The 25,285-nt window shown below is 71.2% G+C and carries 25 protein-coding genes; 11 read left to right on the top strand and 14 right to left on the bottom strand.

Translation table 11 applies throughout. From position 1 onward, the window contains the following. Positions 1 to 90 precede the first annotated feature (90 nt). Complete coding sequence (locus tag PS467_RS39250) at positions 91 to 696, bottom strand: TetR/AcrR family transcriptional regulator (protein ID WP_311039293.1); 606 nt, start codon at positions 694 to 696, stop codon at positions 91 to 93. 87 nt (positions 697 to 783) lie between these two features. On the opposite strand from PS467_RS39250, the gene PS467_RS39245 reads away from it, so the two are divergent. Next, positions 784 to 1,677 (top strand): NADP-dependent oxidoreductase, encoded by an 894-nt coding sequence (locus PS467_RS39245; RefSeq protein ID WP_311039292.1) that lies wholly within the window; start codon positions 784 to 786, stop codon positions 1,675 to 1,677. Positions 1,678 to 1,819: 142 nt separating this feature from the next. Here the strand turns inward: PS467_RS39245 and PS467_RS39240 are convergent, their stop codons facing one another. The 4 genes from PS467_RS39240 to PS467_RS39225 all read right to left on the bottom strand — a co-directional run bounded on the left by PS467_RS39240 (position 1,820) and on the right by PS467_RS39225 (position 6,001). After that, on the bottom strand, positions 1,820 to 2,557 hold the full coding sequence (locus PS467_RS39240) for an SDR family oxidoreductase (RefSeq protein ID WP_311039291.1): 738 nt from the start codon (positions 2,555 to 2,557) through the stop codon (positions 1,820 to 1,822). A gap of 164 nt (positions 2,558 to 2,721) precedes the next feature. Further along, complete coding sequence (locus tag PS467_RS39235; RefSeq protein ID WP_311039290.1) at positions 2,722 to 4,059, bottom strand: ABC transporter substrate-binding protein; 1,338 nt, start codon at positions 4,057 to 4,059, stop codon at positions 2,722 to 2,724. A 65-nt stretch (positions 4,060 to 4,124) separates the two neighbouring features. Further along, entirely contained in the window at positions 4,125 to 5,069 is a 945-nt protein-coding gene (locus tag PS467_RS39230) for a carbohydrate ABC transporter permease (protein ID WP_311039289.1), read from the bottom strand. 5 nt (positions 5,070 to 5,074) lie between these two features. Further along, positions 5,075 to 6,001: a carbohydrate ABC transporter permease gene (locus tag PS467_RS39225; protein WP_311039288.1), complete on the bottom strand. Its 927-nt coding sequence runs from the start codon at positions 5,999 to 6,001 to the stop codon at positions 5,075 to 5,077. A gap of 263 nt (positions 6,002 to 6,264) precedes the next feature. Here PS467_RS39225 and PS467_RS39220 point away from each other — a divergent pair, with 263 nt between their 5' ends. Both PS467_RS39220 and PS467_RS39215 read left to right on the top strand, forming a co-directional pair. Next, positions 6,265 to 7,257, top strand: coding sequence for a LacI family DNA-binding transcriptional regulator (locus tag PS467_RS39220; protein ID WP_311039287.1), 993 nt, complete (start codon positions 6,265 to 6,267; stop codon positions 7,255 to 7,257). A 199-nt stretch (positions 7,258 to 7,456) separates the two neighbouring features. After that, positions 7,457 to 9,208, top strand: a complete 1,752-nt coding sequence (locus PS467_RS39215; RefSeq protein WP_311039286.1) for a glycoside hydrolase family 35 protein — start codon at positions 7,457 to 7,459, stop codon at positions 9,206 to 9,208. 87 nt (positions 9,209 to 9,295) lie between these two features. On the opposite strand, the gene PS467_RS39210 is transcribed toward PS467_RS39215, so the two are convergent. Both PS467_RS39210 and PS467_RS39205 read right to left on the bottom strand, forming a co-directional pair. Further along, complete coding sequence (locus PS467_RS39210; protein ID WP_311039285.1) at positions 9,296 to 10,036, bottom strand: class I SAM-dependent methyltransferase; 741 nt, start codon at positions 10,034 to 10,036, stop codon at positions 9,296 to 9,298. A 73-nt stretch (positions 10,037 to 10,109) separates the two neighbouring features. Continuing rightward, positions 10,110 to 10,718, bottom strand: coding sequence for a TetR/AcrR family transcriptional regulator (locus PS467_RS39205; RefSeq protein ID WP_268976443.1), 609 nt, complete (start codon positions 10,716 to 10,718; stop codon positions 10,110 to 10,112). Between the two features lie 94 nt (positions 10,719 to 10,812). Here PS467_RS39205 and PS467_RS39200 point away from each other — a divergent pair, with 94 nt between their 5' ends. Continuing rightward, on the top strand, positions 10,813 to 11,562 hold the full coding sequence (locus PS467_RS39200) for an SDR family NAD(P)-dependent oxidoreductase (RefSeq protein WP_311039284.1): 750 nt from the start codon (positions 10,813 to 10,815) through the stop codon (positions 11,560 to 11,562). 302 nt (positions 11,563 to 11,864) lie between these two features. On the opposite strand, the gene PS467_RS39195 is transcribed toward PS467_RS39200, so the two are convergent. Then, positions 11,865 to 12,272 carry a YciI family protein gene (locus PS467_RS39195; RefSeq protein WP_311039283.1) on the bottom strand — a complete coding sequence of 136 codons (408 nt, stop codon included), beginning with the start codon at positions 12,270 to 12,272 and terminating at the stop codon, positions 11,865 to 11,867. 63 nt (positions 12,273 to 12,335) lie between these two features. Next, on the bottom strand, positions 12,336 to 12,650 hold the full coding sequence (locus PS467_RS39190; protein ID WP_311039282.1) for a hypothetical protein: 315 nt from the start codon (positions 12,648 to 12,650) through the stop codon (positions 12,336 to 12,338). A gap of 164 nt (positions 12,651 to 12,814) precedes the next feature. On the opposite strand from PS467_RS39190, the gene PS467_RS39185 reads away from it, so the two are divergent. After that, positions 12,815 to 13,576: an SDR family NAD(P)-dependent oxidoreductase gene (locus PS467_RS39185; RefSeq protein ID WP_268976440.1), complete on the top strand. Its 762-nt coding sequence runs from the start codon at positions 12,815 to 12,817 to the stop codon at positions 13,574 to 13,576. 127 nt (positions 13,577 to 13,703) lie between these two features. Here PS467_RS39185 and PS467_RS39180 read toward each other — a convergent pair whose 3' ends face one another. Beyond that, the gene (locus PS467_RS39180) at positions 13,704 to 14,567 is read right to left on the bottom strand and encodes a winged helix-turn-helix transcriptional regulator (protein WP_311039281.1); all 864 of its coding nucleotides are present in this window, start codon (positions 14,565 to 14,567) and stop codon (positions 13,704 to 13,706) included. A gap of 93 nt (positions 14,568 to 14,660) precedes the next feature. Here PS467_RS39180 and eno point away from each other — a divergent pair, with 93 nt between their 5' ends. Together eno and PS467_RS39170 are read left to right on the top strand one after the other, a co-directional pair. After that, the gene (gene eno / locus PS467_RS39175) at positions 14,661 to 15,944 is read left to right on the top strand and encodes a phosphopyruvate hydratase (RefSeq protein WP_311039280.1); all 1,284 of its coding nucleotides are present in this window, start codon (positions 14,661 to 14,663) and stop codon (positions 15,942 to 15,944) included. Between the two features lie 76 nt (positions 15,945 to 16,020). Further along, positions 16,021 to 16,302 carry a hypothetical protein gene (locus tag PS467_RS39170; RefSeq protein WP_311039279.1) on the top strand — a complete coding sequence of 94 codons (282 nt, stop codon included), beginning with the start codon at positions 16,021 to 16,023 and terminating at the stop codon, positions 16,300 to 16,302. Between the two features lie 69 nt (positions 16,303 to 16,371). Here PS467_RS39170 and PS467_RS39165 read toward each other — a convergent pair whose 3' ends face one another. Continuing rightward, the gene (locus PS467_RS39165) at positions 16,372 to 17,061 is read right to left on the bottom strand and encodes a GntR family transcriptional regulator (RefSeq protein ID WP_311039278.1); all 690 of its coding nucleotides are present in this window, start codon (positions 17,059 to 17,061) and stop codon (positions 16,372 to 16,374) included. Positions 17,062 to 17,207: 146 nt separating this feature from the next. On the opposite strand from PS467_RS39165, the gene PS467_RS39160 reads away from it, so the two are divergent. Genes PS467_RS39160 through PS467_RS39150 form a run of 3 tightly spaced genes read left to right on the top strand, consistent with a single transcriptional unit; the run spans position 17,208 to position 19,482 of the window. Next, positions 17,208 to 18,422 (top strand): CaiB/BaiF CoA transferase family protein, encoded by a 1,215-nt coding sequence (locus PS467_RS39160; RefSeq protein WP_311039277.1) that lies wholly within the window; start codon positions 17,208 to 17,210, stop codon positions 18,420 to 18,422. Beyond that, complete coding sequence (locus tag PS467_RS39155) at positions 18,380 to 18,643, top strand: hypothetical protein (RefSeq protein ID WP_311039276.1); 264 nt, start codon at positions 18,380 to 18,382, stop codon at positions 18,641 to 18,643. The genes PS467_RS39160 and PS467_RS39155 overlap by 43 nt, the downstream gene beginning before the upstream one ends. Further along, entirely contained in the window at positions 18,640 to 19,482 is an 843-nt protein-coding gene (locus PS467_RS39150) for an HpcH/HpaI aldolase/citrate lyase family protein (RefSeq protein WP_311039275.1), read from the top strand. Before PS467_RS39155 ends, PS467_RS39150 begins: the two co-directional genes overlap by 4 nt. Before the next feature lie 253 nt (positions 19,483 to 19,735). Here PS467_RS39150 and PS467_RS39145 read toward each other — a convergent pair whose 3' ends face one another. From PS467_RS39145 to PS467_RS39135, 3 genes are all read right to left on the bottom strand, one after another. After that, positions 19,736 to 20,155 (bottom strand): hypothetical protein, encoded by a 420-nt coding sequence (locus PS467_RS39145; protein WP_311039274.1) that lies wholly within the window; start codon positions 20,153 to 20,155, stop codon positions 19,736 to 19,738. A 36-nt stretch (positions 20,156 to 20,191) separates the two neighbouring features. After that, complete coding sequence (locus PS467_RS39140) at positions 20,192 to 20,983, bottom strand: hypothetical protein (protein WP_311039273.1); 792 nt, start codon at positions 20,981 to 20,983, stop codon at positions 20,192 to 20,194. Positions 20,984 to 21,204: 221 nt separating this feature from the next. After that, positions 21,205 to 24,630 (bottom strand): indolepyruvate ferredoxin oxidoreductase family protein, encoded by a 3,426-nt coding sequence (locus PS467_RS39135; RefSeq protein WP_311039272.1) that lies wholly within the window; start codon positions 24,628 to 24,630, stop codon positions 21,205 to 21,207. Positions 24,631 to 24,821: 191 nt separating this feature from the next. Between PS467_RS39135 and PS467_RS39130 the strand changes: the two genes are divergently transcribed. After that, complete coding sequence (locus PS467_RS39130; RefSeq protein ID WP_268976431.1) at positions 24,822 to 25,268, top strand: Lrp/AsnC family transcriptional regulator; 447 nt, start codon at positions 24,822 to 24,824, stop codon at positions 25,266 to 25,268. Positions 25,269 to 25,285 lie beyond the last annotated feature (17 nt).

The following is a 25,285-nucleotide window of genomic DNA, read 5'->3' as shown; positions in this document are numbered from 1 at the left end:
TCGCGCGTATTCTCCCGCGCGATCCGTGGGCATCTCCGCCGCACGGTACGGATCGTCGGCGAAACGGGGCCGGGCGGGGTCGAGCGCTGACTACGCTCCGGCCGTTCCGGTGGAGTTCCCGGAGCGGCAGGCGACCTCCCAGGCCGCCTCGATCATCTTGAAGATCTCGTCCACCGCGGCCTCGGGATCGGCCGCCTCCCGGGCCAGCGAATAGGCGTCGATCACGAACCTCGCGATCGTCCGGCAGGCCGTTGTGGTCTGCGCCAGGTCGGGATCAGCGGCGATGGCCGTTGCCAGCGAGTCCGCGTGGCGCAGCCGCATCGACTCCTCGTACTCCCGCAGGGCGGGTGACGCGTCGACCATGCGCCAGATCGGGGCGGCGCTGTCCGCCGTGCAGTGCCGCACCAGGGCCTGGATCTCGCGCCGCAGCGCGGGCATGAGCGGTTCGTGCGGCGCCCGGCCGGTGACCGCCTGCGTCAGGCGTTGCTCGAAGTCTTGGTCCTGCTCGAACACCAGGGCCTCTTTCGAGGCGAAGTGGGAGAAGAGCGTGGTGACGGCCACGTCGGCCTCAGCGGCCACGTCACGGATGCCCACCGCGTCGTACCCGCGTTCCAGGAAGAGCCGTAGGGCGGTATCGGCGATCTTCTGACGGGTCGCGGCCTTCTTACGCTCACGGCGTCCGGGCGGCACGGTCATTCCCTGATGCTATCAGATACAAAGGCGTATCAGTTCTTAAACCCTACCTGTTTTTAAACACTAACGGTTAGTGCTACGGTCGGCAGCATGAAGAAAGTGAGCTTCGCCGAATTCGGCGGTCCGGACGTGCTGCGACTCATAGACGCCGAGGAGCCCCACGCGGGCCCCGGCCAGATACGCATCGCTGTGCGGGCGGCGGGCGTGAACCCCGTCGACTGGAGGATCCGGGAAGGCCAGATCCTCGGCGCCCATCCGACCAAGTTGCCCTCCGGAGTCGGGCTGGACGCCGCCGGGGTGGTGGACGAGGTCGGCGCGGGCGTCGAAGGGGTCGAGGTCGGCGACCAGGTGTTCGGCGAAGGCTCGAGCACCTATGCCGAGTTCGCCGTGCTGTCGGCCTGGGCCCGGATGCCCGAGGGCCTGACCTTCGAAGAGGCGGCCGGGTACCCCTCCGTGGTGGAGACCGCGCTGCGCATCATCCGCGAGGTCGGTGTGCGGTCCGGGCAGACGCTGCTGGTCAGCGGCGCGTCCGGCGGAGTCGGATCGGCGGTGCTGCAGATCGCCCGCGACCGCGGCATCACGGTGATCGGCACGGCCGGGGCCGCGAACCAGGACTATCTGCGCGGCCTGGGTGCCCTCGCCACGACGTACGGTGAGGGCTGGGTCGAGCGGGTGCGGCAGCTCGGCCAGGTCGACGCGGCACTCGATCTGGCCGGCTCGGGCGTGATCCGCGAGCTCGTCGAGCTGACCGGGGATCCGCAGAAGGTGATCTCCATCGCCGATCTCGACGCGCCGGAATTCGGTGTCCGATTCTCCGGCGTCGCCGGGAGCGTGCCGGACGCGCTCGCCGAGGCCGTCGACCTCATCTCACGGGGCAGGCTCCACATCCCGGTCGAGAAGTCGTACACCCTCGCCGAGGCCGCGGCGGCGCACATCGACAGCCACGCCGGTCATACGCGCGGGCGCCGGGTCATCGTCGTGTGAAAGCCGGCCGGCGGCGTCCGCGAGCGGGAATCGAGGACGCCGCCGGCCTCCAGGCCGACCGGCGGCTCCCGGCCCGGGGTGCTCGGGCACGAGGCCGGCAGCGGCCGTGCGGACGGCGACGGTCTTCCCGGCCGCGTCGCCGTCAGGCTTGCACGGTGGGCCGGACGACGATTTCGCTGATGTCGACGCCGTCGGGCTGCTCGATCGCGTACCCGATGGCGGAGGCGACGGCGGAGGGCGGCATGGCGATCTCGTCGCGCTGCCGGACCGCGGCCGCCGCCGCTTCGGGACTCGCTCCCTTGCCCACGCCCTCCGTGTTGGTGAACCCCGGTGAAACCAGGGTGACCCGCAGGTCGGGCCCCGACTCCTGCCGCAGGCCCTCGGTCAGCACCTTCACCGCCGTCTTGGTGGCCGCGTAGACAGCCTGCGGAGACTTCACCACGTAGGCCGCGGTGGAGGCGACGTTGACGAACTGGCCGGAGCGCTGCCGCCGGAAGATGGGCAGTGCCGCCCCGATGCCGTTCAGCAGGCCGGTGATGTGGGTGGCGACCATGGCGTCCCAGTCGTCCTGGCGCAACTCGTCGAACGGCGAGATCGCCATGGTGCCGGCATTGGAGACCAGGACATCGAGCCGGCCGAAGCGGCCGACCGCCGCGTCCGTCAGGCGCCCCAGGTCCTCGCGGCGCGTCACGTCGACGACGACCCCGACGGCCGAACCTCCCTTCGCCGTGATCCGGTCCACCACCGCGTTCAGCCGGTCCTCCCGCCGGGCTCCGAGCACCAGGTGGGCCCCGTGTTCGGCGAGGTGGATCGCCGTCGCCTCGCCGATACCACTGCTGGCGCCCGTGATCGCGACGACCTTGCCCTCGATACCTGACATGACCAGCTTCCTTTCACGGTACGCGCACAGGTCGTCGGGCTGACCCGCAGCGAACCGGAGGCGCACCCAATTGACTCGAGACTAAGTGGAGGATCCTCCGGTTAGCAAGTCGAGGGCGCGAGCCTCGGCCGGTGACGCAACCGGACGTGCCGCGGCTCCATGTATTACTTCTCGACGGTGAAGCCCTGCTCCGAGCCGTACTTGGCGGACGCCTCACGCCATGCGTCCAGGCCGTCCGCCAGCTTCTTGTCGGAGACATAGGCCTTGCCGACGGTGTCGTTGAAGATCGAGTTGGCGTACACCTGGTACGGCAGGTACGTCCAGTCGGCGGGCACGTTCTTCGCGGACTCGGCGAAGATCTTGTTGGCCTTCTGGCCGCCGAAGTACGGGAACGCGGTGTCCTGGAACGACGCTGCGTTCAGGTCCTTCGTGGTCGCCGGGAACGCGCCGTTCTCGACGCGGGTCCGCACGCCCGCACCGGAGTTGGCGTACTCCACGAAGGCGTACGCGAGTTCCTTGTTCTTGCCGAGCGCGGGCAGCGCCAGTGAGCTGCCGCCGTTCTCCGCACTCACGCTCTGCCCCTTCGTCCACTGCGGGAGCGGGGCCACCCGCCAGTCACCGGCCGCGTTCTTCACACCGGACGCGAAGTTGGCGGGCATCCACGCGCCGATGGGCAAGGTGGCGATGCTGCCGTCGCCCAGCCCCTTGTACCAGTCGTCGCTCCAGCCCACGACGGGCGAGACGAGTTTCTCGTCGATCAGCTTCTGCCATGTCTCGGCGTACTTCTTGGCGCCCGCGTCAGTGAAGTCGATACCCACCGTGGTGCCGTCGACCTTGTACGGACGCGAACCGGCCTGCCACAGCAGGCTGGTGGTCAGACCGGCGTCACCGACGTCGCTGGTGATGTACGCCTTCGGGTTCGCCTTGTGCAGCTTGCGGGCGGCCTCGACGTACTCGTCCCAGGTCGTCGGCACGGCGATCTCGTACCTGTCGAAGACCTTCTTGTTGTAGAACAGCGCCATCGGCCCGGAGTCCATGGGCAGGCCGTAGACGCCGTCGCCGGACCGCACCGCGTGCCACGGGCCCGGCGAGTAGGAGCCGGCCAGTTTGTCCGCGCCGTACGCCGTGAGATCGGTGACGGACTTCGTCAGGGCGTACTGGCCGAGCGCGTAGTACTCGATCTGTGCGACGTCGGGGACGCCCTTCTTCGCCGAAATGGCGTTCTGGAGGGCCTTGTACTGGTCGTTGTTGGTGCCCGCGTTGACCAGCTTGATGTCGACCTTCGGGTACTTCTTCTCGAAGTCGGCGGCGACCTGCTTGAGGGTGGGCTCCCACGCCCACACGGTCACGGTGCCGCCCTCCTTCAGCGCGGCCCGGATGTCAGCGGCGTCCACCCGCTTCTGATCGGAGCTGTCGCCGTCGGAGCCGCAGGCCGTCGCCCCGAGCGCCAGAACACAGACGAGACCAAGGCCGCGCAGGAGGCGGCGGGAGTACTTGGACATGGCGGTACTTCCACTTCATTCGGTTCGACAGGGATGTGCGGGCCAGGAGCGGGGCAGCGCGGCGGCTACTCCTTGACGCTCCCGGCGGCGAGCCCGGACTGCCAGTACTTCTGGAGCAGGAGAAACGCGGCGATCAGCGGCACGATGGTGAGCAGCGAGCCGGTGACGACGAGGTTGAAGACGGCTTCACCGCCGGCCGTGGCCGCCTGTTTGTTCCAGGCGTCGAGCCCGAGGGTCAGCGGGTACCAGTCGGGGTCCTTGAGCATGATCAGCGGCAGGAAGTAGTTGTTCCATGTCGCGACCGTGGTGAAGAGCAGCACGGTGACGGTCCCCGGTGCGAGGAGTGGCAGCGCGACCTGGAAGAAGGTCCGCAGCTCGCTCGCGCCGTCGATCCGGGCGGCCTCCATCAGCTCGGCGGGGATCGCCTCGGTGGCGAAGACCCACATCAGGTACAGGCCGAACGGTGAGATGAGGGAGGGGACGATGATGGCCCAGGGGGTGTCGGTCAGGCCGAGCTTGCTGAACATCAGGAACGTCGGGACGGCGAGCGCCGTCGTGGGTACCGCGACGGCCCCGATGACGACGGCGAACACGGCGCGCTTGCCGGGGAAGTCGAACTTGGCGAGCGCGTAGCCGCCCAGGACGGCGAGCAAGGTGGCACCGCCCGCGCCGACCACCACGTACAGGAGGGTGTTGAGCAGCCAGCGGCCGAAGACGCCGTCCTGGTAGGTGAAGGTCTCGGTGATGTTGTCCCAGAGGGCGAAATCCCCGTCGAACCACAGGCCGAACGACCGGGCGAGGCCCTGTTGGGTCTTGGTGGCGCTGATCACCAGCCAGAGCAGCGGTACGAGGCTGTAGAGCAGGACCACGCCGGTGAGCACGGTCAGCAGGACGCTGCGCCGGGGGCGGCCCGGGGTGTGCGGGCGGCGCGGTGCGCGCGGCCGCGGGCGTGCGATCGGCCTCGGTGCGGTCGTGGGCCGCGGTGCGTCGGTGGCGCTGCTCGTCGTCATCGCGCTCACGCTCCCTTGCGCATGCCGCGCAGCTGGACGACATAGGCGACGACCATGGTGATCACGCCCATGACGATGGCGACCGTCGCGGAGTAGTTGTGCTGCTGGCCCGAGAAGGACAGCGAGTAGGTGTAGTAGTTGGGGGTGTAGTCGGTGGTGATCGCGTTCGGCGCGAGTTTTTGCAGGATGGCGGGCTCGTTGAAGAGCTGGAAGCTGCCGATGATGGAGAAGATCGTGGCGATGACGAGGGCGCCGCGGATCGCCGGGAGCTTGATCGCCGCGATGACCCGCCACTGTCCGGCACCGTCGATCTCGGCGGCCTCGTAGAGCGAGTGCGGCACGACCCGCAGCGCGGAGTAGAAGATCAGCATGTTGTACCCGACGAATTCCCAGGTGACGATGTTGCCGATGGACGCCAGGATCAGGTCGGAGGAGAGCGGGTCGGGCAGTCGCACGCCGAAGGCGTCGTTGATGTCGCCGACCAGTCCGAAGCGCGGGCCGTACATGAAGCCCCACATCAGGGCCGCGACGACGGCGGGTACCGCGTACGGCAGGAAGACGGAGATCCGGAAGAAGTCCTTGCCGTACAGGCGGCCGCTGTCGATCGCGAGCGCCACCAGCAGGGCGAGGCCCAGCATGATCGGCACCTGGATCAGCAGGAACAGGCCGACGCGCAGCACACCGTCCCAGAACTGGCCGTCCTGGAGAGCTTGCTGGTAGTTGTCCAGGCCGACGAAGGACGTGCCGCCGATGAGCCGGGTCCGGAACAGGCTCAGGTAGATCGAATACGCCAGCGGCGCCAGGAAGACCAGCGCGAACACGAGCACGAACGGGCCGATGAACCCCCATCCCGTCCACGACCGGCGCGACCGTCGCGCCGGTGGCCCGGCCGACTGGTGCCCCACGGCCGCCGGCGGTTGTAGCGTCGTCATCTCGCGTCCCTCGCTCGTGCCTCGCCAACCGGGGGTTTACGCAAACATCAGGCCGCTCGAGCAGATCACCGGTGGAGCCGGACAGGGGTAATGTTTGCGTTAACATCTGATGGCGGCATGTCTACACTGCGTCCAGGAGGGCGGTCAAGGGTCGCTCACGCAACGCGGAAGAGGAACCGGTGGACGGAACAGGCCAGAGCACCTCGGCACCAGGCACGCCACCGCCCGCGGACCGCACCCCACGCCGCCGGCGGACCGTGTCGATGGCGGACGTCGCCCAACTCGCGGGCGTCTCCTCACAGACCGTCTCCCGGGTCTCCAACGGCTTCGCCGGCGTGACCGAGGGCACGCGTCAACAGGTGCTCGCGGCCATGAAGGAGCTGGGCTACCGGCCCAACAGCGCGGCGCGCGCGCTCAAGCGCGGGGAGTTCCGCACGATCGGCGTCATCACCTTCACCCTCTCGACGACGGGCAATGTGCGCACGCTGGAGGCCATCGCCACCTCGGCCGCGCACGAGGGGTACGCGGTCACGCTCCTGCCGGTCGCGGTGCCCACTCAGGACGAGGTGCGCGGCGCCTTCTCCCGGTTGGGCGAGCTGGCGGTGGACGCGGTCATCGTCATCATGGAGGTCCACCTCCTCGACGCCGCCCGGCTGTCGCTGCCGCCGCAGGTGAAGGTGGTGGTCGCGGACTCGGACGCCGGCGACCGGTTCACGGTCGTCGACACGGACCAGGCGGGCGGGACCCGGGACGCCGTGCGCCACCTGCTGGACCTCGGGCACCGCACGGTCTGGCACCTCGCGGGGCCCGAGGAGTCGTACGCGGCCCAGCGGCGAACGGGCGCCTGGCGCACGGCGCTGGAGGACGCGGGGCGCGTGGCACCACCGCTGGTACGCGGCGACTGGTCGGCGGAGTCGGGCTACCGCGCGGGACTCCACCTGGCGGAGCAGCCCGACTGCACCGCGGTGTTCGCGGCCAACGACCAGATGGCACTCGGCCTCCTGCGGGCCCTGCACGAGCGTGGCCGCAAGGTTCCCGAGGAGGTGTCCGTCGTCGGGTTCGACGACATCCCCGAGGCCGGCTCGTTCCTGCCCCCACTGACCACGGTCCACCAGGACTTCGCCGAGGTGGGCCGCCGCTGTGTGGAAGGTGTTCTGCACCAAGTGCGGCAGAACGGGCCGGAGCGCGGCACGGTGCTCGTACCCACCCGGCTCGTCGTCCGGGAGAGCACCGCCCCGCCGCCGGACCAGGGGTGACGGCGCCGGGCGCGCCGGGCGGCGGTGCCGCCGGCGCCGGGCGACCAGGGGCATGACGTACGGCGTTGCCCGGCACTCCCGGCCAGTTCGCCAGGCGATGGTGGGGCTTGCACGACCACTCATGTTTACGCAAACATCACGAGTGGGCGGCGCACTGACCGCAACCCTCCCCCAGCAGCCACCTAGGAGCCAGCCAGCCATGCCCGTACTTCACCGAGACGCTTCCGGCTTTCTGCTCGACGGAGAGCCCTTCCGGATACTGTCGGGCGGGCTGCACTACTTCCGCGTCCATCCCGCGCAGTGGGCCGACCGGCTGAGCAAGGCACGCCTGATGGGCCTGAACACCATCGAGACATACGTCCCGTGGAACCTCCACCAGCCACGACCGGACACCTTCCGCATGGACGGCGCGCTCGATCTGCCGCGCTTCCTCGACCTCGCCGCGGCGGAAGGTCTCCATGTGCTCCTTCGGCCAGGTCCTTACATCTGTGCCGAATGGGAGGGAGGCGGGCTTCCTTCATGGCTGCTCACCGAACCCGACATCCGGCTGCGCTCCCGCGACCCCAGGTTCCTGGCCGCGGTGGACGACTACCTGGCACAGCTCTTCACCCCCCTGCGTTCCCGACTCGCCGACCGGGGCGGCCCGGTCCTCGCGGTGCAGGTGGAGAACGAGTACGGCGCCTACGGCGACGACACCGCCTATCTGGCACACCTCGCCGAAACGCTGCGCCGCTGCGGGGTGGATGTCCCCCTGTTCACCTGCGACCAGCCGGCGGACATGGAGCGTGGCGCGCTGCCGGGCACCCTCGCCACCGTCAACTTCGGCAGCCGCTCCGCGGAGCACCTGGCGGACGTGCGCGGCCGGCAGCCGGACGCCCCCTTGATGACCACGGAGTTCTGGATCGGCTGGTTCGACCGCTGGGGCGGTCACCATGTGGTCCGCCCCGCGGATCAGGCCGCCCGCGAACTCGACGAGCTGCTCGCCTCGGGGGCCTCCGTCAACCTCTACATGTTCCATGGCGGCACCAACTTCGGCTTCACAAGCGGCGCCAACGACAAGCACACCTACCGGCCGACCGTCACCTCCTACGACTACGACGCACCGCTGGACGAGGCCGGGGACCCCACCGAGAAGTACACCGCGTTCCGCGATGTCATCGCCAAGCACACCGGGGTGCCGGCGGCTCCGGTGCCGCCGCACGGGCCCAAACTCTCCCTGGAGGGCGTGGAGTTGCCCGAGAGCGCCGGCCTGCTCTCCTGCGCTCCGGGGTTCGGCGCGGCCACCCCCGCCGAGCGGCCCCTGACGATGGAGGAGCTGGGCCAGGACTTCGGCTTCGTGCAGTACGAAACCGTGCTGCCCGACGCCGGCCCCGCGCTGCTGGAGGTGGAGCGGGTACGCGACCGTGCCCAGGTCTTCCTCGACGGGCAGCCGGTGGGTGTGCTGGAGCGGGAGAACCACGAGCACACCCTCGCCTTCACCGTCCCGCGCGCGGGCTGCGTGCTCACCCTGCTGGTGGAGAACCAAGGCCGGGTGAACTACGGACCGGGCATCCACGACCGCAAGGGTCTGCCGGGCAAGGTCCTGCTCGACGGTGCCGAGCTGCTCGGCTGGAGCAGCCGCGCCCTGCCGCTCGACAGCCTCGAGGGCGTGCCCTTCACCCCGACGACGGTCACGCCCGTCGGGCCGACACTGCATCGCGGCACCTTCGAGCTGTCGGATACCGCCGACACCTTCCTCCACCTGCCGGGCTGGACGAAGGGCAACGCGTGGATCAACGGTTTCGCCCTCGGCCGCTACTGGTCGCGCGGCCCGCAGCGCTCCCTCTACGTTCCCGCCCCCGTGCTGCGTACCGGCCGGAACGAGATCGTCGTCCTGGAACTGCATGCGGCCCACCGCGCCCGCACCGTCTCGCTGCGGGCGGCCCCGGACCTCGGTCCGACCGAGGAGTGAGGCCGGGCACCCGCAGGCCGGGCACCGCTTGGGTGCCCGGCCTCGTCCGTCGTCAGGTCCGCTTCGGCGACCCGGGTGGTGTGCCGGTCAACGCGATCCGAGCTCAGCTCGATAACACTCCGTCACATACGGCATGTCCCGCGGACGCGTCGCGTCCAGCAGCGCATGGACCCGTCCCAGCAGTTCCGCCCGCGCCGCGGGCTCCAGAGTGATCACGTAGCTGCGGGAGGCGACCATGTCCATGACCTCTTCGGCCGTCATCGGATGGCTCCAGCGGAAGTCCTGCCGTTCGATGGCACCGAACGGCGTGCCGAGGCGTCCCACCTGCCGGTCCTCCGTCGGCGCTGCGGCGCAGTCGCGCAGGATCCGGTCCAGCTCCGCGACCCAGGGCACCGACACATCCCGCAGGTTCCACACCAGGCCCAGCCGCCCGCCCGAGCGCAGCACCCGGGCAGCTTCCGGGACCGCCCGCCTCGGATCGACCCAGTGCCAGGCCTGCGCGCAGACCAGGGCGTCCACGCTTGCGTCCGGTAGGGGGATCGCTTCCCCCGTCCCGTCCAGAACTCGCACATCAGGGAGGACTCGGGAGAACTGCTCGCGCATCCCGGCGGAGGGCTCCACCGCGACGACGTCCCGGCCCGGGGCCGGCAGCGCGCGGGTCAGCTTGCCGGTACCTGCGCCGAGATCGACCACGGTCCGTGCGTGCTCGGGCACCAGCCAGGCCACCGCCTCCGGCGGGTAGGGCGGGCGGCCACGCTCATAGGCGTCCGCCGCGGCACCGAACGAGCTCGCCTGGCGGTATTTCTCGTGCTCCTCGGCTGTCGTCATGCCCGGCATCATGCCAGCCGGCCGCTCGGCGCGGCCTTGCGAACGGGGTGCGCCCACGCCCGCAGGCAGGACCTCAGACGGGCGGCCAGTTCCGCAGGGCCGCGTCGGCGACCTGCTGGAGGTCGTCGCGGGTGGCGCCGCTGGCGGCTTGGACGGCGATGCCGTTCGCCACGGTCATGACGTAGCGGGCGAGCACTCCGGGATCGGAGTCCGGGGGCAGGTCGCCTTCGTCGACGGCTTGCCGGAACCGGTCACGGAGGCGGGCGGTGCCCTCGTTGCGCCAGGCGACGAGGGCGTCCCGGGCGGTGCGTCCGGCGTCGCCGGCGGCGAGGGACGCCTGGACGCCGAGACACCCGGTGGGACAGCCGGGGCGGGTGGTGGCCCGGACGGAGCCGTTGAGGAACGCGGTGGCCACCTGCCGGGCGGTCGGCTCTCGCAGGGCCCGGTCCCCGTACGAGGCGGGGCCTTCGGCGTAGCGCTCCAGCGCCTTGCGGAACAGGTCCTCCTTGTTGCCGAACGCCGCGTACATGCTGGTGCGGGTGATGCCCATGGCGCTGGTCAGGTCGGTGAGGCTGGCGCCTTCGTAGCCCCGTTCCCAGAAGACCCGCACGGCCTGTTCGAGGGCCTCATCGGCGTCGAATCCTCTCGGCCGGCCGATCGGTGCCTTCCGCTGCGTCTCCATGCGCTCGATCATACCTCTTCTGTACTGACCGGTGCGGAAGTGCTACGGTCTCATTCGGTACCGATCGGTACTGAACTTTGTGGAGGACATTCCCATGGGACAACTTGAAGGCAAGACCGCCGTCGTCACCGGCGGCAGCACCGGGATCGGCCTGGCCACCGCCGTACGGCTGGCGGCCGAGGGCGCGTACGTGTTCATCACCGGCCGGCGCAAGGCCGAACTGGACGCCGCCGTGGAGACCATCGGCTCGGCGAGGGCCACGGCGGTGGCGGGCGACATCGCGAACCTGGCCGATCTGGACCGGCTGTACGACACGGTCCGCGCCCGGGGCCAGGGGCTGGACGTGTTGTTCGCCAACGCGGCGACCGCCTCGCTGGTGGCACTGGGGCAGATCACCGAGGAGGACTACGACCAGACCTTCGGGGTCAATGTGCGAGGCACGCTGTTCACCGTGCAGAAGGCGCTGCCGCTGCTCAACGACGGCGCCTCGGTGATCCTGAACGCCTCCACCGCCGCCGACCACGGCAGGGAGGAGTTCAGCCTGTACGCGGCGTCCAAGGCCGCCGTCCGGTCCTTCGCGCGGACCTGGGCCAACACCCTCAAGGACCGCGACATCCGGGTCAACGCGATCTCACCCGGCCCGATCGACACCCCCGCCATCACGAACCTCTTCGGCGAGGAGAACGCGGCCGGCGTCAAGGCACACCTCGCCACCACCGCCGCGATCGGCCGGATGGGGCGCCCGGAGGAAGTCGCCGCGGCCGTGGCGTTCCTGGCCTCCGATCAAAGCAGCTTCATCCTGGGCGCCAACCTGTACGTCGACGGCGGCGAGAACCAGATCTGACCTACGGAGGACACCCCCGCCCGGCTCGTCGCCGGCGTGCACCCCGCACGTCGGCGACGGGGGCCGCCACGGGGACCATCCCGCCCCGAGCACCACTGAGCGGCTCGGGCCGCCCCGGGGACGGTTGGAGAGGCGGGTCCGGCAGTCCGCTCCGAACCGCTTTTCGCGGTACGCGACGACGTGTGCGGCCACCTTCTCGTGGAAGGCTCGGCCCGGCCACCGCGGGCGCGGGCCCGCGTTGGCCGAGGATGGCGAGCACGCCCGGCGTCAGCCCCTCACCAGGACCTCGTTCCGCGCCGAGGTCACTCCGTGATGGTGGGCGGCGCGGTCAGGAACGGACGCACCTCGAGCCACTCGTGGATCGGCTTCCCGCCCGCCCCGGGGGCCGCCGACAGCTCCCCGGCCAGCTCGATGGCGCGCTCGTAGCTGTCGACGTCGATCACCATCCAGCCGGCGATGAGGTCCTTGGTCTCGGCGAACGGGCCGTCGGTGACCGGCGGGCGCCCCTCGCCGCCGTACTGGACCCACGTCCCCTCGGGGGCGAGCGCCTGACCGTCGACGAACTCGCCGGTCTTCTCGAGCCGGGCCGCGAAGTCCTGCATGTACCGCATGTGCGCCGAGACCTCCTCCGGCGTCCACTGGTCCATGGGCACGCCGTTGACCGGAGCCGGGGCGCCTCGGTAGTGCTTGAGCAGCAAGTACTTGGCCATCGTGGTTCTCCTCGGTGCTGGTGCGACCCATTGTGGCCGCGTTCACCACAGGGACGGAGCCGGTCACGGATTCTCGACATCGCCGTCCGCATTTTTTTGAAACGGTCGTCCGGCCCAGGCCCGGACCACGGCCAGGCGGGCGGGCTGTCCGGGCTGCTGGGGGTGCTGGTTCGGGGCGGACCGCTGACCAGGCCAGCGGCGGGCGTCGGCGGCCCCGGAGGTCTCGGTGGCCCCGACGGTCTCGGTGGCCATCTCGTCCACCAGCCGGTCCAGCCGGCGCTCGGCCAGCTCGGCCTCGCGCAGCGCGGACCCGGGCGGGAAGCGGCCGGAGAAGAGCGCCCGCACACACCAGGCCGGCGGCCTCGTCGGCCGCCCCACGACGAGCGGCCTTGGGCAGCGCAGAAGAAAATTGCCCGCGCCCATGTCTCAAGGTCAACATTGGAACACCTACGCCACGAGCGGCTGCGAGTCCGCCGGAGAGGAGCGCCGATGTCCCACCGACCCGCGACCCACGAACGTGACGAGCCGATGGTGTCCGCCCGATGAGGGGCGTACTGGTGACCGGCGGCTCGCGCGGTATCGGCCGGGCCGTCGCGCTGGCCTTCGCCCGCGGTGGCGACCGGGTCGCGGTGCAGTACGCCGGCCGCCGCGCGGATGCCGAGGAGACCCTGCGGCAGTTGCCGGGCGAGGGACATACGCTGCTCCAGGCCGACCTGGGCGAGCCCGGCGCGGCCGAGCGGGTGGTAGCCGAGGCGCTCGCCGCCCTGGGCACGGTGGACGTCCTGGTGAACAACGCGGCCGTGGCGCCCACGGCGGACACGCGGCACCCGATCGCGCACACCCCGCTGGCGGACTGGCAGCGGATCTGGCGGCGCATGGTCGAGGTCAACCTGCTCGGTGCGGCCGACCTGAGCTGGGCCGTGGCCCGCCACCTCGTGGACCGCGGGGCCGGCGGCGCGATCGTGAACGTCGGCTCACGCGGCGCGTTCAGGGGCGAACCCGACTTCCCGGCCTACGGGGCGGCCAAAGCCGCGCTCCACGCACTCGGCCAGTCGCTGGCGGTGGCACTGGCTCCGCACGGCATCGCGGTCACCTCCGTCGCTCCCGGGTTCGTGGCCACCGAGCGGCAGGCGGCGAAGTTGTCCGGTGCGGAAGGCGAACGCCTGCGGGCGGAAAGCCCGTTCGGCCGGGTCGGCACCCCGGAGGAGATCGCCGCCGCTGTGCACTTCCTGGCGTCTCCCGCGGCGGTGTGGGCCTCCGGAACCGTCGTCGACCTCAACGGCGCGTCTCATCTGCGCACGTGATCCCACCGGCCGGTTCAGGAAGACGGCCACGCTGACGAACGTCCCGGGCGGCGCGTCCTGCCCGCTGCGTCACCTCGCCGGGACGCCGGTGGGGCACTGGCGCCACGTCACCGGCGCGGTGCGCCGCTCAAGCGCTCCGGGCGCAGTCCGCGGCCAGTCTCAGGCTCTCGTCGACCGCGTGCGGGATGTCGAGGACCGGGAACAGCGTGTGCCGCACGGTCCGCTGGGCGTCGACGACGACGATCAGGCGCTTGTGCCGCAGCCGGCCCGCGCCGCGGAAGGTCGGCAGCCGCAGGGCCGCGGCCAACTGGTGGCGGGCGTCGGACAGGAGGGGGTACGGGACCGCCTCGGCGCGGGCGAAGTCCGCCTGTTCATGGGAGAGTTGGGTGCTGATGCCGCGCACGTCCGCCCCCGCGCGCAGGAAGTCCGGCCAGGCGTCCCTGAAGAGCCGGTTCTCCAGCGTGCAGCCGGCGGCCCCGGGGATCGCGCCCCACTCCACTCCGGTGCCGGGGTAGGTGAACAGCACGGTCGCCGCGGCGCCCGGTGAGACGAGGGGCAGGTCGGTGCCCTCGGTGCCGGGCAGTTCGAGCCCCTCGGGCAGGCGGGTGCCCACCAGGGCGTGCACCCTGGCGTGCTCGGCGCCGTCCACCGCGGCCGTCGCGGTGACGTCGCCGTCGCCCAGCACCCACCGGTCGCCCCAGTCCTGCATGGCGACGAGCACGGGCAGCAGCGCCTCCCCGGCGTCGGTGAGCAGGTACGCGTAGCGCACCGGACGCCGCTGGTAGAGGCTGCGACGCAGGACCCCCTGGGCGACCAGCCGCCCGAGCCGCTCGGTGAGCACCTTCCTGGACAGGCCGATCTCGGTGGCCAGTGCGTCGAAGCGGACATGTCCGCGTGCGACCTCCCGCAGCACCAGTACGTTCCACCAGTCCCCCAGGACCAGGGCGGCCTGGGCGATGCCGCATGTCTCGTCGGCGTTGTGCATCCTCATGCGTCCATAGTAGGTTCCCAATCGGAACTCACTTTGTTTCACCACGGAACTTACCGCCCGCCGCCGTGCGGGCTCAGCCTGAGGAGCTGCACCGTGACCGCTATCAGCCGGGTCGTCGCACGGGAGATCATCGACAGCCGGGGCAATCCGACCGTCGAGGTGGACGTCGAACTCAAGGACGGCTCGCTCGGCCGCGCCGCCGTCCCGTCGGGCGCCTCCACCGGCGCCCGGGAGGCGGTGGAGCTGCGCGACGGCGACCCCGCCCGTTTCCACGGCAAGGGCGTACGGCGGGCCGTGGACGCCGTGAACGAGAGCATCGCGGACGCCGTCACCGGACTCCACGCCGAGGACCAGGCGACGGTCGACCACACCATGATCGAACTGGACGGGACGGCCGCCAAGTCACGGTTGGGCGCCAACGCCCTGCTCGGCGTCTCCCTGGCCACCGCCAAGGCCGCGGCCGCGGCCCACCGGCTACCGCTGTACCGCTACGTCGGCGGAGTCGACGCCCGGCTGCTGCCGGTGCCGATGATGAACATCATCAACGGCGGCGCCCACGCCCACAATCCGCTCGACTTCCAGGAATTCATGATCGCCCCCATCGGCGCCGGCACCTTCGCCGAGGCCGTCCGCATGGGCTCGGAAGTCTTCCACACCCTGCGCGCCCACCTGCTCGCCGCCGGCCACAGCGTGAACGTCGGCGACGAAGGGGGCTTCGCACCCCAACTGCGCAGCGCCGAGGAAGCCCTCGACTGCGTCGTACGCGCCATCGAACAGACCGGCTACCGGCCCGGCACCGACATCACCCTCGTCATGGACCCGGCCACCTCGGAGTTCTTCCGCGACGGCGACTACGACTACACCGGCGAGGGCGTCCGCCGCACCCCCGCCGAACACGCCGACTACCTCGCCGCCCTCGTCGACCGCTACCCCGTCGCCTCGATCGAGGACCCGATGGCCGAGGACGACCACGACGGCTGGCGGGCCCTGACCGCCCGGCTGGGCGACCGCTGCCAGCTCACCGGCGACGACGTCTTCTGCACCAACGAGACGCTGCTGCGCGCCGGCATCCGGGACGGCATCGCCAACTCGATCCTGGTCAAGGTCAACCAGATCGGCACCCTCACCGAGACCCTGGCCACCGTGGCCACCGCCCGCGGCGCCGGCTACACCGTCGTCCTGTCCCACCGCTCCGGCGAGACCGAGGACACCACGATCGCCGACCTCGCCGTCGCCACCGGCTGCGGCCAGATCAAGACGGGCTCGCTCTCCCGCGCGGACCGCACCGCCAAGTACAACCAGCTCGTCCGCATCGAGGAGGAGCTGGGTCCCCAGGCCCGCTACGCGGGCGCGGACGTCCTGGGGCTGCGCCGCTGACACCGGGCCGACACTCATCGAGCGGCTGCCCGGGGCACTGGTCGGGACGGTCCACGGCGGCACCGTCGACGATCCAGTGCGCGACTGCGTCGCTCCCGTGCTCGCCGCCGGAAGCGGCCGATTGCTGTTCGACGGCTGTCCCACCGGCGTAGCCGTCACCTGGGCCCAGCACCATGGCGGTCCCTGGCCGGCGACCGACAACCAGCACACATCCGTGGGACCGACCGGAATCCGCCGCTTCCTCCGGCCCCTGGCCTGGCGGAACAGTCCCGGCCACCTTCTGCCGCCCGAGCCGGCGGACGGACTGAGCACGGTGCCCCGCCGCGTCGACGGCCATCTGCGGCTTCCGGCGGCGTAAGCACCCGCCCTTCGCCCCCCGGTTCCAACGAGGCGCGTGCGGGCCGGCTTGACGTCCGATCACCGGATGTCAGTCGGCTTCCAGGGGGAACGGATCGGGGCGCCGGGTTCCCGTGGCACGCTCGATCAGCGCGGCGAAGCCATGGGCGATGTGCTGTTCGGTGGCCTGGGCCACGAGGTCCGGGTCGCCGACCGCCATGGCGTCGACGATCGCCGTGTGCTCGGCCTGGGACGCGGCGCTGCGGTCCAGTGATTCCAGCGACAGGTCCCACGGGAAGCTCTGCCATGTCGCTCTGATCTCGTCGCACAGCGAGGGCACGCCACACCGCTCGTAGAAGTGGAAGTGGAAGCGTTCGTTGAGTTCCTGGTAGCGGGCAGGGTCGGCCGCGTCGAGTGCCTGCTGCATCTGTTCGATCAGCCCCCTGGCCTGGGCGAGGTCCAGGCGGCTGAACCGCAGGGTGGCGCGGCGCATCGCGTAGCTCTCCACCAGCCTGCGCACGATGTAGGTGCCCTTGGTGCGCTCGAGGTCGAGACCGGCGACCCGGACCCCCTTGTGCGACTCGGAGACCAGCAGCCCCTCCGCCTCCAGGACCCGCATGGCCTCCCGGACGGGGGTGATGCTCGTGGACAGCTCCCGGGCCAGCTGGTCCTGGCGCAGCCGTACACCGCGGGGCAGTTGACCGGTGAGGATGCGGCGGCGCAGTTCAGCGGCGATCTTGTCCTTCTTCGTCGCGCCGCCGGTCCCGGCCCGCGTCGTCATCGTGTCCTCTCCCGTCGCCGTCACCATGCCTGAACAGAGCCTTCGAAGCATACTCTCAGCAGATAATGCATTATTGCTTGTCTCATGCATTGCTGGTGCGTAACGTGGCGCCCGCCGCCCCGCACACCGACACCGGAGGAACACACATGGGTGAGGACCAGCGCAGGCACGGCCCGCACGCGGGGGCGGAAGGTCCCGCGCTGCCGTTGAGCGGGATCACGGTCGTGGCGATCGAGCAGGCCGTCGCCGCTCCCATGGCGACCCGGCATCTCGCGGACCTCGGGGCCAGGGTGATCAAGGTGGAGCGTGCGGGCGGCGGCGACTTCGCGCGCGCCTACGACACCACCGTGCTCGGCCAGTCCAGCCACTTCGTCTGGCTCAACCGTGGCAAGGAGAGCATCACGCTCGACCTGAAGAGCGCACACGGCGGCGAGGTGATGCGCCGGCTGCTGGCCAGGGCGGATGTCTTCGTACAGAACCTCGGTCCGGGCGCGGCCGAACGGCTGGGGCTGGGCGCCGAGCAGCTGCTGCGCGACCACCCCCGGCTGATCGTGGCCGGCATCAGCGGCTACGGCCCCTCCGGCCCGTACCGCGCGAAGAAGGCCTACGACCTGCTCGTCCAGTGCGAGACCGGCGTCGTCTCGGTCACCGGAACACCGGAGACCCCGGCCAAGGCCGGCATCCCCGTCGCGGACATCGCGGCAGGCATGTACACCTTCTCGGCCGTACTGACGGCCCTGTACGAGCGCGAGCGCACCGGATCGGGCCAGCATCTGGAGATCTCGATGCTGGACGCGCTCACCGAGTGGATGGGCTACCCGATGTACTACGCCACCTACGGCGGCACGCCCCCTCAGCGCAGCGGCGCCCACCACGCGGCGATCGCCCCCTACGGCCCCTTCACCACCGGGGACGGCCGGCAGATCTTCCTCGCGGTGCAGAACGACCGGGAGTGGGCCGTGCTGTGCTCGGACATTCTGGAGGATCCGGGGCTGGCGCGGGATCCGCGGTTCGCGACCAACTCCGACCGGGTCGAGCACCGCGACGAGGTGGCGGCCCTGATCGAGGCCCGGCTCGCCGGACGGAGCATCGAGGACGTCGAGGCCCTGCTGGAGAAGGCCCGCATCGCCAACGCCCGGCTGCGCGATGTCGCCGACGCCGCCCAGCACCCCCAGCTCCTCGCACGCGACCGCGTGCGCACCGTCGCCACCCCGGCCGGCCCGGTGCGTGCGCTGCGCCCACCGATGCTCAACGAGACCCGCGAGACGGCGATGGGCGCCGTCCCCGCGGTCGGCGAGCACACCGGCTCCGTCCTGGAGTGGCTCGGCCTGGACGCCGGCCACACGCAGGCCACGGCCTGAACACCACCGAGGCCGTCGCCCTCGCCAACGGCACCGACACGCCCTGCTCGGAGCGGTATGGACCCGCGACATCGGACGCGGCCACCGCAACGTACGGCGCCGGCGGCGGGCTCGAACTGTCCTTCGACGGCTTCGGCGCCTCCGGCTACGGCCGCGAAAAGGGCTATGAAGCCCTGGACTTCTTCACCGAGACCAAGACCACGGTGGTATCGCTCGCATGAACACCCTCCGACACGCCCGCAGCTTCCTGTTCGTCCCCGGCAACCGGCCCGACCGCTTCGCCAAGGCCCTGTCCTCCGGAGCCGACGCCACCATCATCGACCTCGAGGACGCGGTGCCCGCCTCGGACAAGGACACGGCCCGCGACGAGGTGGCCGCATGGCTGCGTACACAGGCCGTCCTCGATGCGGTCGTGGTCAGGGTCAACGCCGTCGGCACCCCCTGGTTCGCCGACGACCTGCGCCTGGTCGCCGAGGCCCGCTGCCATGTGATGCTGCCGAAGTCCGAGACACCCGAGGACATCGCCACGGTCGCCTCCCGTCTGGTCCCGGACCGCGCCGTGGTGCCACTCATCGAAACGGCGGCGGGCGTTCTGGCCGCCGACCGGATCTGCGCCGCGGCGAACGTGGCCCGGCCCGCCCTCGGCAACATCGACCTCGCCAACGACCTCGGCGTCTCCCCCACCGACCCCGCCGCCCTCAGCCACGCCCGCCAGCACCTGGTCCTGGCCGCCGCGGCGGCCAGGACCGCCGGCCCGATCGACGGCGTCACCCCGCAATTCGACGATCCGGACCAGGTCCACGCGGACGCGGTGCACGCCAAAAGCCTCGGCTACACCGCGAAGCTGTGCGTCCACCCCCGCCAGATCCCCCCCATCCTCCGCGCGTTCACACCCGACGAGCGGGAAGTGGCCTGGGCCCGCCAGGTCCTGACAGCGGCCGCACACGACGGCGGCGCGACCGCGCTCAACGGCGAGATGCTCGACCGGCCCGTCTACGAACGCGCCCAGGCGATTCTGCGCACGGTCCACGACACACACGGGGAGGCCACCGATGAGTGAGCCGCGGGGTGGCTCGTCGGTGGCGATGAGAACCTGGGCGTAGGTCGTCGCCACGCCCAGCCCGCTGGGGCGCGATCTGCCCTGCCGAAGACGGCCACGCGGCTCACGGGGCACACACCATGGACACTGATGCATTCGGTGTCCACGCCGCGCCCCGGCACGTCACCGCTGCGGATACGCCCACTGGTTCGGTGTCGCCACCCACGCCCACCAGCACGGCGGCGCGCACGTCGGCAAGACCGCCACGCGCCCCTCAGGTCCCGTTCGTGTGCTGCTCCCGGGCGCTGTCGGTACGTTCGCGGTCCGCCGGCCCGTCCGCGTCGCGGGCCGCGTCACCGCTGTCCGGGGCGGGATCGCCGAGCGTGCGGCGTTCGGTCGAGTCGTGGGGGCCGCCGGTGAATTTCGTGGCGAGCGTGTAGGCGATGTCGACGTCCTGGTAGGCGACCCGCGCCCGCACACGCTCGGGCAGGTTTCTTCGCACGCTGCGTGATGTCGACCGGCGGCCGGGGGTGCCGTGGAAGGTCACCCGTGCCTGCGGCTCATGCAGAAAACGAAGATCGGATGCCCGCAGGGAGGAGGCGAAGGAGATGTCCGCCGTCCGCTCGTCCTGACCATGCCCCGCCGCCTCCGCGGCGTCGCCCGCGTTCTGTCCCGCTGCTTCCTCCTGGCCCACGGCGCGCCCCGGTCCGCGTCCGTCGGGCGCATCGTTTCAGGGCGGCTCGGACGTGCGCTTCCGGGTCTGTCCGCGCTCCGCCTCGTGTTTCGGCCGCCGCGCGGTCGGCTCGGCGGCGTCGGCCGTGTCCTCGGCAGCCGATTCCGCGGACCCGCTCGGTCTCCGCGCGCTCTTCTCCGCGCCGCGCACCGCCTTACCGGCTGCTTCTCCCGCCCCCTTGCCCAGGGCCCGCGCGGACTCGCCCGCGGTCCTGCCCGCCTCCCGGACGGCGCCGCCCGCGCTCCTGCCGACGTCCTCGGCCGCTTCGGCTGTGCCGCGTCCCAGCTCGTCGACCGCGCTCCCGGCTCCGCCACCGACGTCCCGCACCGCGGCTCCGGCCCCTTGGGTGATCTGCTCCAGGATCTGCGGGTTGTTGTCGATCGTGCGCAGTACCCGGCCGACGACCCGCGCGACGTTGTCCAGCCGCACCTTCAGCAGCGCCTGCGCCTCCACGCCCTTGATCTCCAGCTTGACGCGCCCCAGGTGGACATCGGCGCCGACGTTGAGCTTGAGCAGGTCCAGGACTTCCGCCTGCAACGAGACACGAGCACGCAGATCCTCCACCTCGAGGCCGATCTCATCAACCTCGAGGTGGGGGACGTCGAGAAGGACATCGGGGCTCCGATCGGTCTCCTCACCCGCGGGAAGCAGCTCACCTTCCTGTGCTTCCTCGCCCTGCTCGTCCCGACGCCACTCGCCCCGGCGGTGTGCCCGGCCATGGGCGACTCCCTGGTCGTCCTGCTCCTCCTCGTCGACGAACCCGTGGCCGTCGTGCTCCGCTTCGCTCATCACACGGCCTCGCTGCCCCTGGGGTCCGGAATTGCCATGGCGGAGGTTCCACCCTTGATGTCCCCTCTTCCACCGTAAAACGCGCTGCCCGGACTGTCGCGGTGCGGCCCGGCGGCCTCCGAGGCGATCTCACTGCCGTGCTGACCACGGCGGGCCGCACCCGCCGATAGGGGATCGCGTGAGACGGAGGTGAGCTGCCAGGCCGCGCTGCGCCGCCGGGCTCAGTCCGGCAGTGCGGCCAGCGCCGAGCGGGCCCGTTCGCGGTATTCCCGGACCCGTGCCACCTTGATGTGCTCGTAGCCGCGGATGGTCTCCGGCAGTTCGGCGATCCGGACGACCGCGTCCGCGCTGTCCGGGGTGAGCCGGTCGAGGGCCTGCCGCATCAGCTCCTCGTACTCCGTGATCAGGGCGCGTTCCATGCGGCGCACGGCCGTGTGGCCGAAGGGGTCCAGTGGGGTGCCGCGCAGCCGTCGGGTGGCCCGCAGGGCGCGGAAGGCGGGACCGCTGGTGCGGCGCAGACGCAGTTTGCGGTTCATGCCCAGGGCGCGCAGTACCGGCGGGTGCAGCAGGACGGAGACGGTGGCGTCCGGGCCGAACTCGTCGCGGATACGGGCCTGTTCGGCGGGGTCCAGATGCAGGCGAGCCACCTCGTACTCGTCCTTGTACGCCATCAGCTGGTGCAGCGCCTTGGCGAAGGCGAACGCGACGCGGCGGCCGTGCTCCTCCCCCGCACGCTCGGTGGCGAGGCGGGTGACGGCCCGCACCGCCTGGTGGTAGCGCTCGGCGTACGCGCTGTCCTGATATGCCGTCAGGTCGGCCACGCGGAGGTCGATCGCCTCCTCCAGGGTGGTGCTCGGCCGGGCCGCCTCCTGCGGGGCGGTGACGCGCCGCGCCGCCTCCGGGTCGGCCACGGCGGCGCGGCCCCAGCGGAACGCGGCCAGGTTCTTCGCCACCGAGGCCCCGCCCAGTTCCACCGCGCGCTCCACCGCCTCGGCGCTGACGGGCAGGCAGCCGTGCTGGTAGGCCGCGCCGAGCAGCAGCAGGTTGGCCGGCATGTGGTCGCCGAAAAGCCGCTCCGCCATGCCTTGGGCGTCGAGCGGGAGCAGGGCGTCGGAGCGGGTCGCGGCGGCGATCCTGGCGAGTGCGTCCTCGGGGCCGCCGGGCACGGGGGCTCCCTTGGTAATCATGGCGGCGGTGGGCACGACGGCCGTGTTGACGACGGCCACCGTTCGCTCGGGCGCGCAGGTGGCGAGGTTGCCGTCGGCCGCCGCGCCGAGCAGGTCGAAGCCGATGAGCACGTCGACGGTGGCGCCCGAGGCGCGCACCGCGCCGGTCACCGGGTCCTTGCCGATCCGCACATCGCTGACCACGGGGCCGCCCTTCTGGGCGAGTCCGGTCTGGTCCAGGCCCGCGGCGTACATCCCGTCGAGGTGCGCGGCCATCTGGAGGATCTGCGCGGCGGTGACCACACCCGTGCCGCCGATCCCGGGCATGCGCAGCACGATTTCCCGGCCGGTGAAGCGGCGCTCGGGGTCGGGCAGTTCCACCGGCGGCTCGGGGATGCGTCGTGGGGTGCGTCCGGCCGAGGGGCCCGGTTCGACCAGGAGGAAGGAGGGGCAGTCGCCCTTGAGGCAGCTGAAGTCGGAGTTGCAGGAGGGCTGGTGGATGCGTGTCTTGCGGCCGAATTCGGTGTCGACGGGCTGCACCGACAGACAGGTGGACTGCTCGGCGCAGTCCCCGCAGCCCTCACAGACGCGCTCGTTGACGACCACCTTCTCGGCGGGCGTCGGCAGCACACCGCGCTTGCGCAGCCGGCGTTCCTCGGCCGCGCACCGGTCGTCGTGGATCAGCACGGTGACGCCCTCGACCGCCGCCAGTTCGCGCTCGACGTCCGCGAGGTCGTCCCGGTGGCGCACCGAGGCACGCGGGTCGAGGCGGACGCGGCGGTAGGACCGTGGCTCGGGCGTGGTCACCACGATGCGCCGCACGCCCTCCAGCGCCAGCAGCCGGGTGAGCGCGGCGACGTCGAGGCCGCCCTCGACGCTCTGCCCTCCGGTCATGGCGACGGCCTCGTTGTAGAGGAGCTTGTACGTCATGGTCACCCCGGCGGCGACGGCGGCGCGGACGGCGAGCGAGCCGGAGTGGTGGAACGTCCCGTCGCCGAGGTTCTGCACGAAGTGTCCGTCGTCGGTGAACGGCGCGAGGCCGAACCACTGCGCGCCCTCGCCGCCCATCTGCGTCACGCCGATCTGGTGGCCGCGGTTCCCGCCGCCGTCCAGCGCGACCATGGCGTGGCAGCCGATTCCCACGCCGACCAGGGTGTCCTGCGTTGTGCGGGTGGAGATGTTGTGCGGGCAGCCGGAGCAGAAGAACGGTGTGCGGGCGGCGACGAGCGGCAGCATCCGCAGTCCCGACGGTCGTGGCCGCCGCACGATGGCCGCCGCCTGCCGCGGGAGTCGCTCCGCGCCGATCAGACCGGCCAGCGCCCGGGACACGTCGTCGGCCTTCAGGGTGCCACGGACCGGCAGCAGCGGGCGGCCCGTCTCATCCAGGCGGCCGACGACGGCCGGGGCGTCGGGCCGCCGGTAGAGGGCCTGCTTCAGGTGGCCCTCCAGGAACGCGGTCTTGTCCTCCACCACCAGCAGCCGGTCCAGGCCCCGCGTCAGCTCCGCCAGGTGGTCACCGTCGAGGGGGAAGGGCATGCCCAGCGCGATGAGCCGGATGCCGAGCCGTTCCGTCTCCGCCTCGTCGATGCCGAGATCGTTCAGCGCCCGGCGTACCACCGCGAAGGACGTCCCCGACGCGATGACGCCCAGCGTCGCCTGCCGGGCGGAGGAGACGATCCGGTTCAGGCGGTGCTCGCGCGCGTAGCCACGGGCGATGTCCAGCCTGCGGGTCAGCAGGTCCTGTTCGGCGTCCAGCGCGGCGGGGCCGACCAGCACGGGCGGGGAGCCGGCCGCGCGTCGTACGGGTTCGGGGATGCCGTGGCCGAGACCGGTGAGGTCGACGGTCGCCGACGAGTCCGCGACATCGGCGACGATCTTCAGTCCCGTCCAGAGCCCGGCGGCCCGGGAGAGGGCGACCGCGTGCAGCCCGTAGTCGATGAGTTCGCGTACCGAACCGGGCGCGAACAGGGGCATGCACAGGCTCTGGCACATCGGTTCGCAGGAGCTGGGCACCGTGGAGGACTTGCAGTCCGGGTCGTCCCCGATCCAGGCGACCGCCCCGCCGAGCGGCGCCGTACCGGCCAGTGTCGCGTGCCGGATGGCGTCGGCGGCCCGGTCCAGGCCCGGGTTCTTGCCGTACCAGAAACCGGTGACGCCCTCGTGACGACGGCCCGGGAGCTGGTCGAGCAGCTGGGTGCCGCCGACCGCGGTGGCGGCCAGTTCCTCGTTCAGCCCGGCCTGGAAGACCACCCCGGCCTCCTCCAGGAACCGGGCCGCGCGGCCCATCTCCAGATCGACGCCGCCCAGCGGGGAGCCCTGGTAACCGGAGACGAAGACCCGGGTGTCCAGACCGCGCGCCCGGTCCAGCCGCCGCTGCTCCAGGGTGAGGCGCACCAGCGCCTGCACTCCCGACATCGGAGCGCGTCCGTCCGAGGCCGTGTACATGTCGTCGCGCGACGGGGAGATGGGCAGGGCACTCACGGAAATCCTCCACAGAGCCGGGGAGCGGGGAGTGGGAAGCAGGGAGTGGGAAGTGGTCCACAGCACAGCAACCACACCTCGACCGACGCAAGGACCGCGCGCGAGATCACCGCGAAGACGCAAAGAACCTATGGACACAGCGCGATGAGCTCGATTTGATTGCGTCATTGTGCCGAGGCGGAGGGCTTGCGATGACGCCGTACGAGTTGGACGAGATCGATCACCAGTTGCTCCGCCTGCTCCAGGCGGACGGCCGCCGTACGTTCTCCGAGATGGCCCCCGAGGTCGGGCTCTCCGTCGCCGCGGTCAAACGCCGGATCGACCGTATGCGCCAGGCGGGGGTCATCACCGGCTTCACCGTCAAGATCGACCATGCCAAGCTCGGCTGGGGCATCGAGGCCTTCACCGAGCTCCGCTACGCCGGTACCACCAGCGTCAGGGACATCCTCAGCAGCACGACCCGTACGCCCGAGGTGCAGGCGGTGTTCACCATCGCGGGAGACCTCGACGCCCTGGTCCACATGCGGGTGCGCGACATCAACCACCTCCAGGAGGTCATCGACCGGCTGCGCGGCACGGGCAAGGTCATCGGCACCAGGACCCTGATGGTGCTCGGGTCGTGGTCGAGGGAGGACTGAGACGGCGGTCAGCCCTT

This window comes from Streptomyces luomodiensis, from assembly GCF_031679605.1.
GTDB classification, from domain to species: domain Bacteria; phylum Actinomycetota; class Actinomycetes; order Streptomycetales; family Streptomycetaceae; genus Streptomyces; species Streptomyces luomodiensis.
Note: the sequence above shows the minus strand (reverse complement) of the source record. Positions and strands in the feature narration are given on the sequence as shown.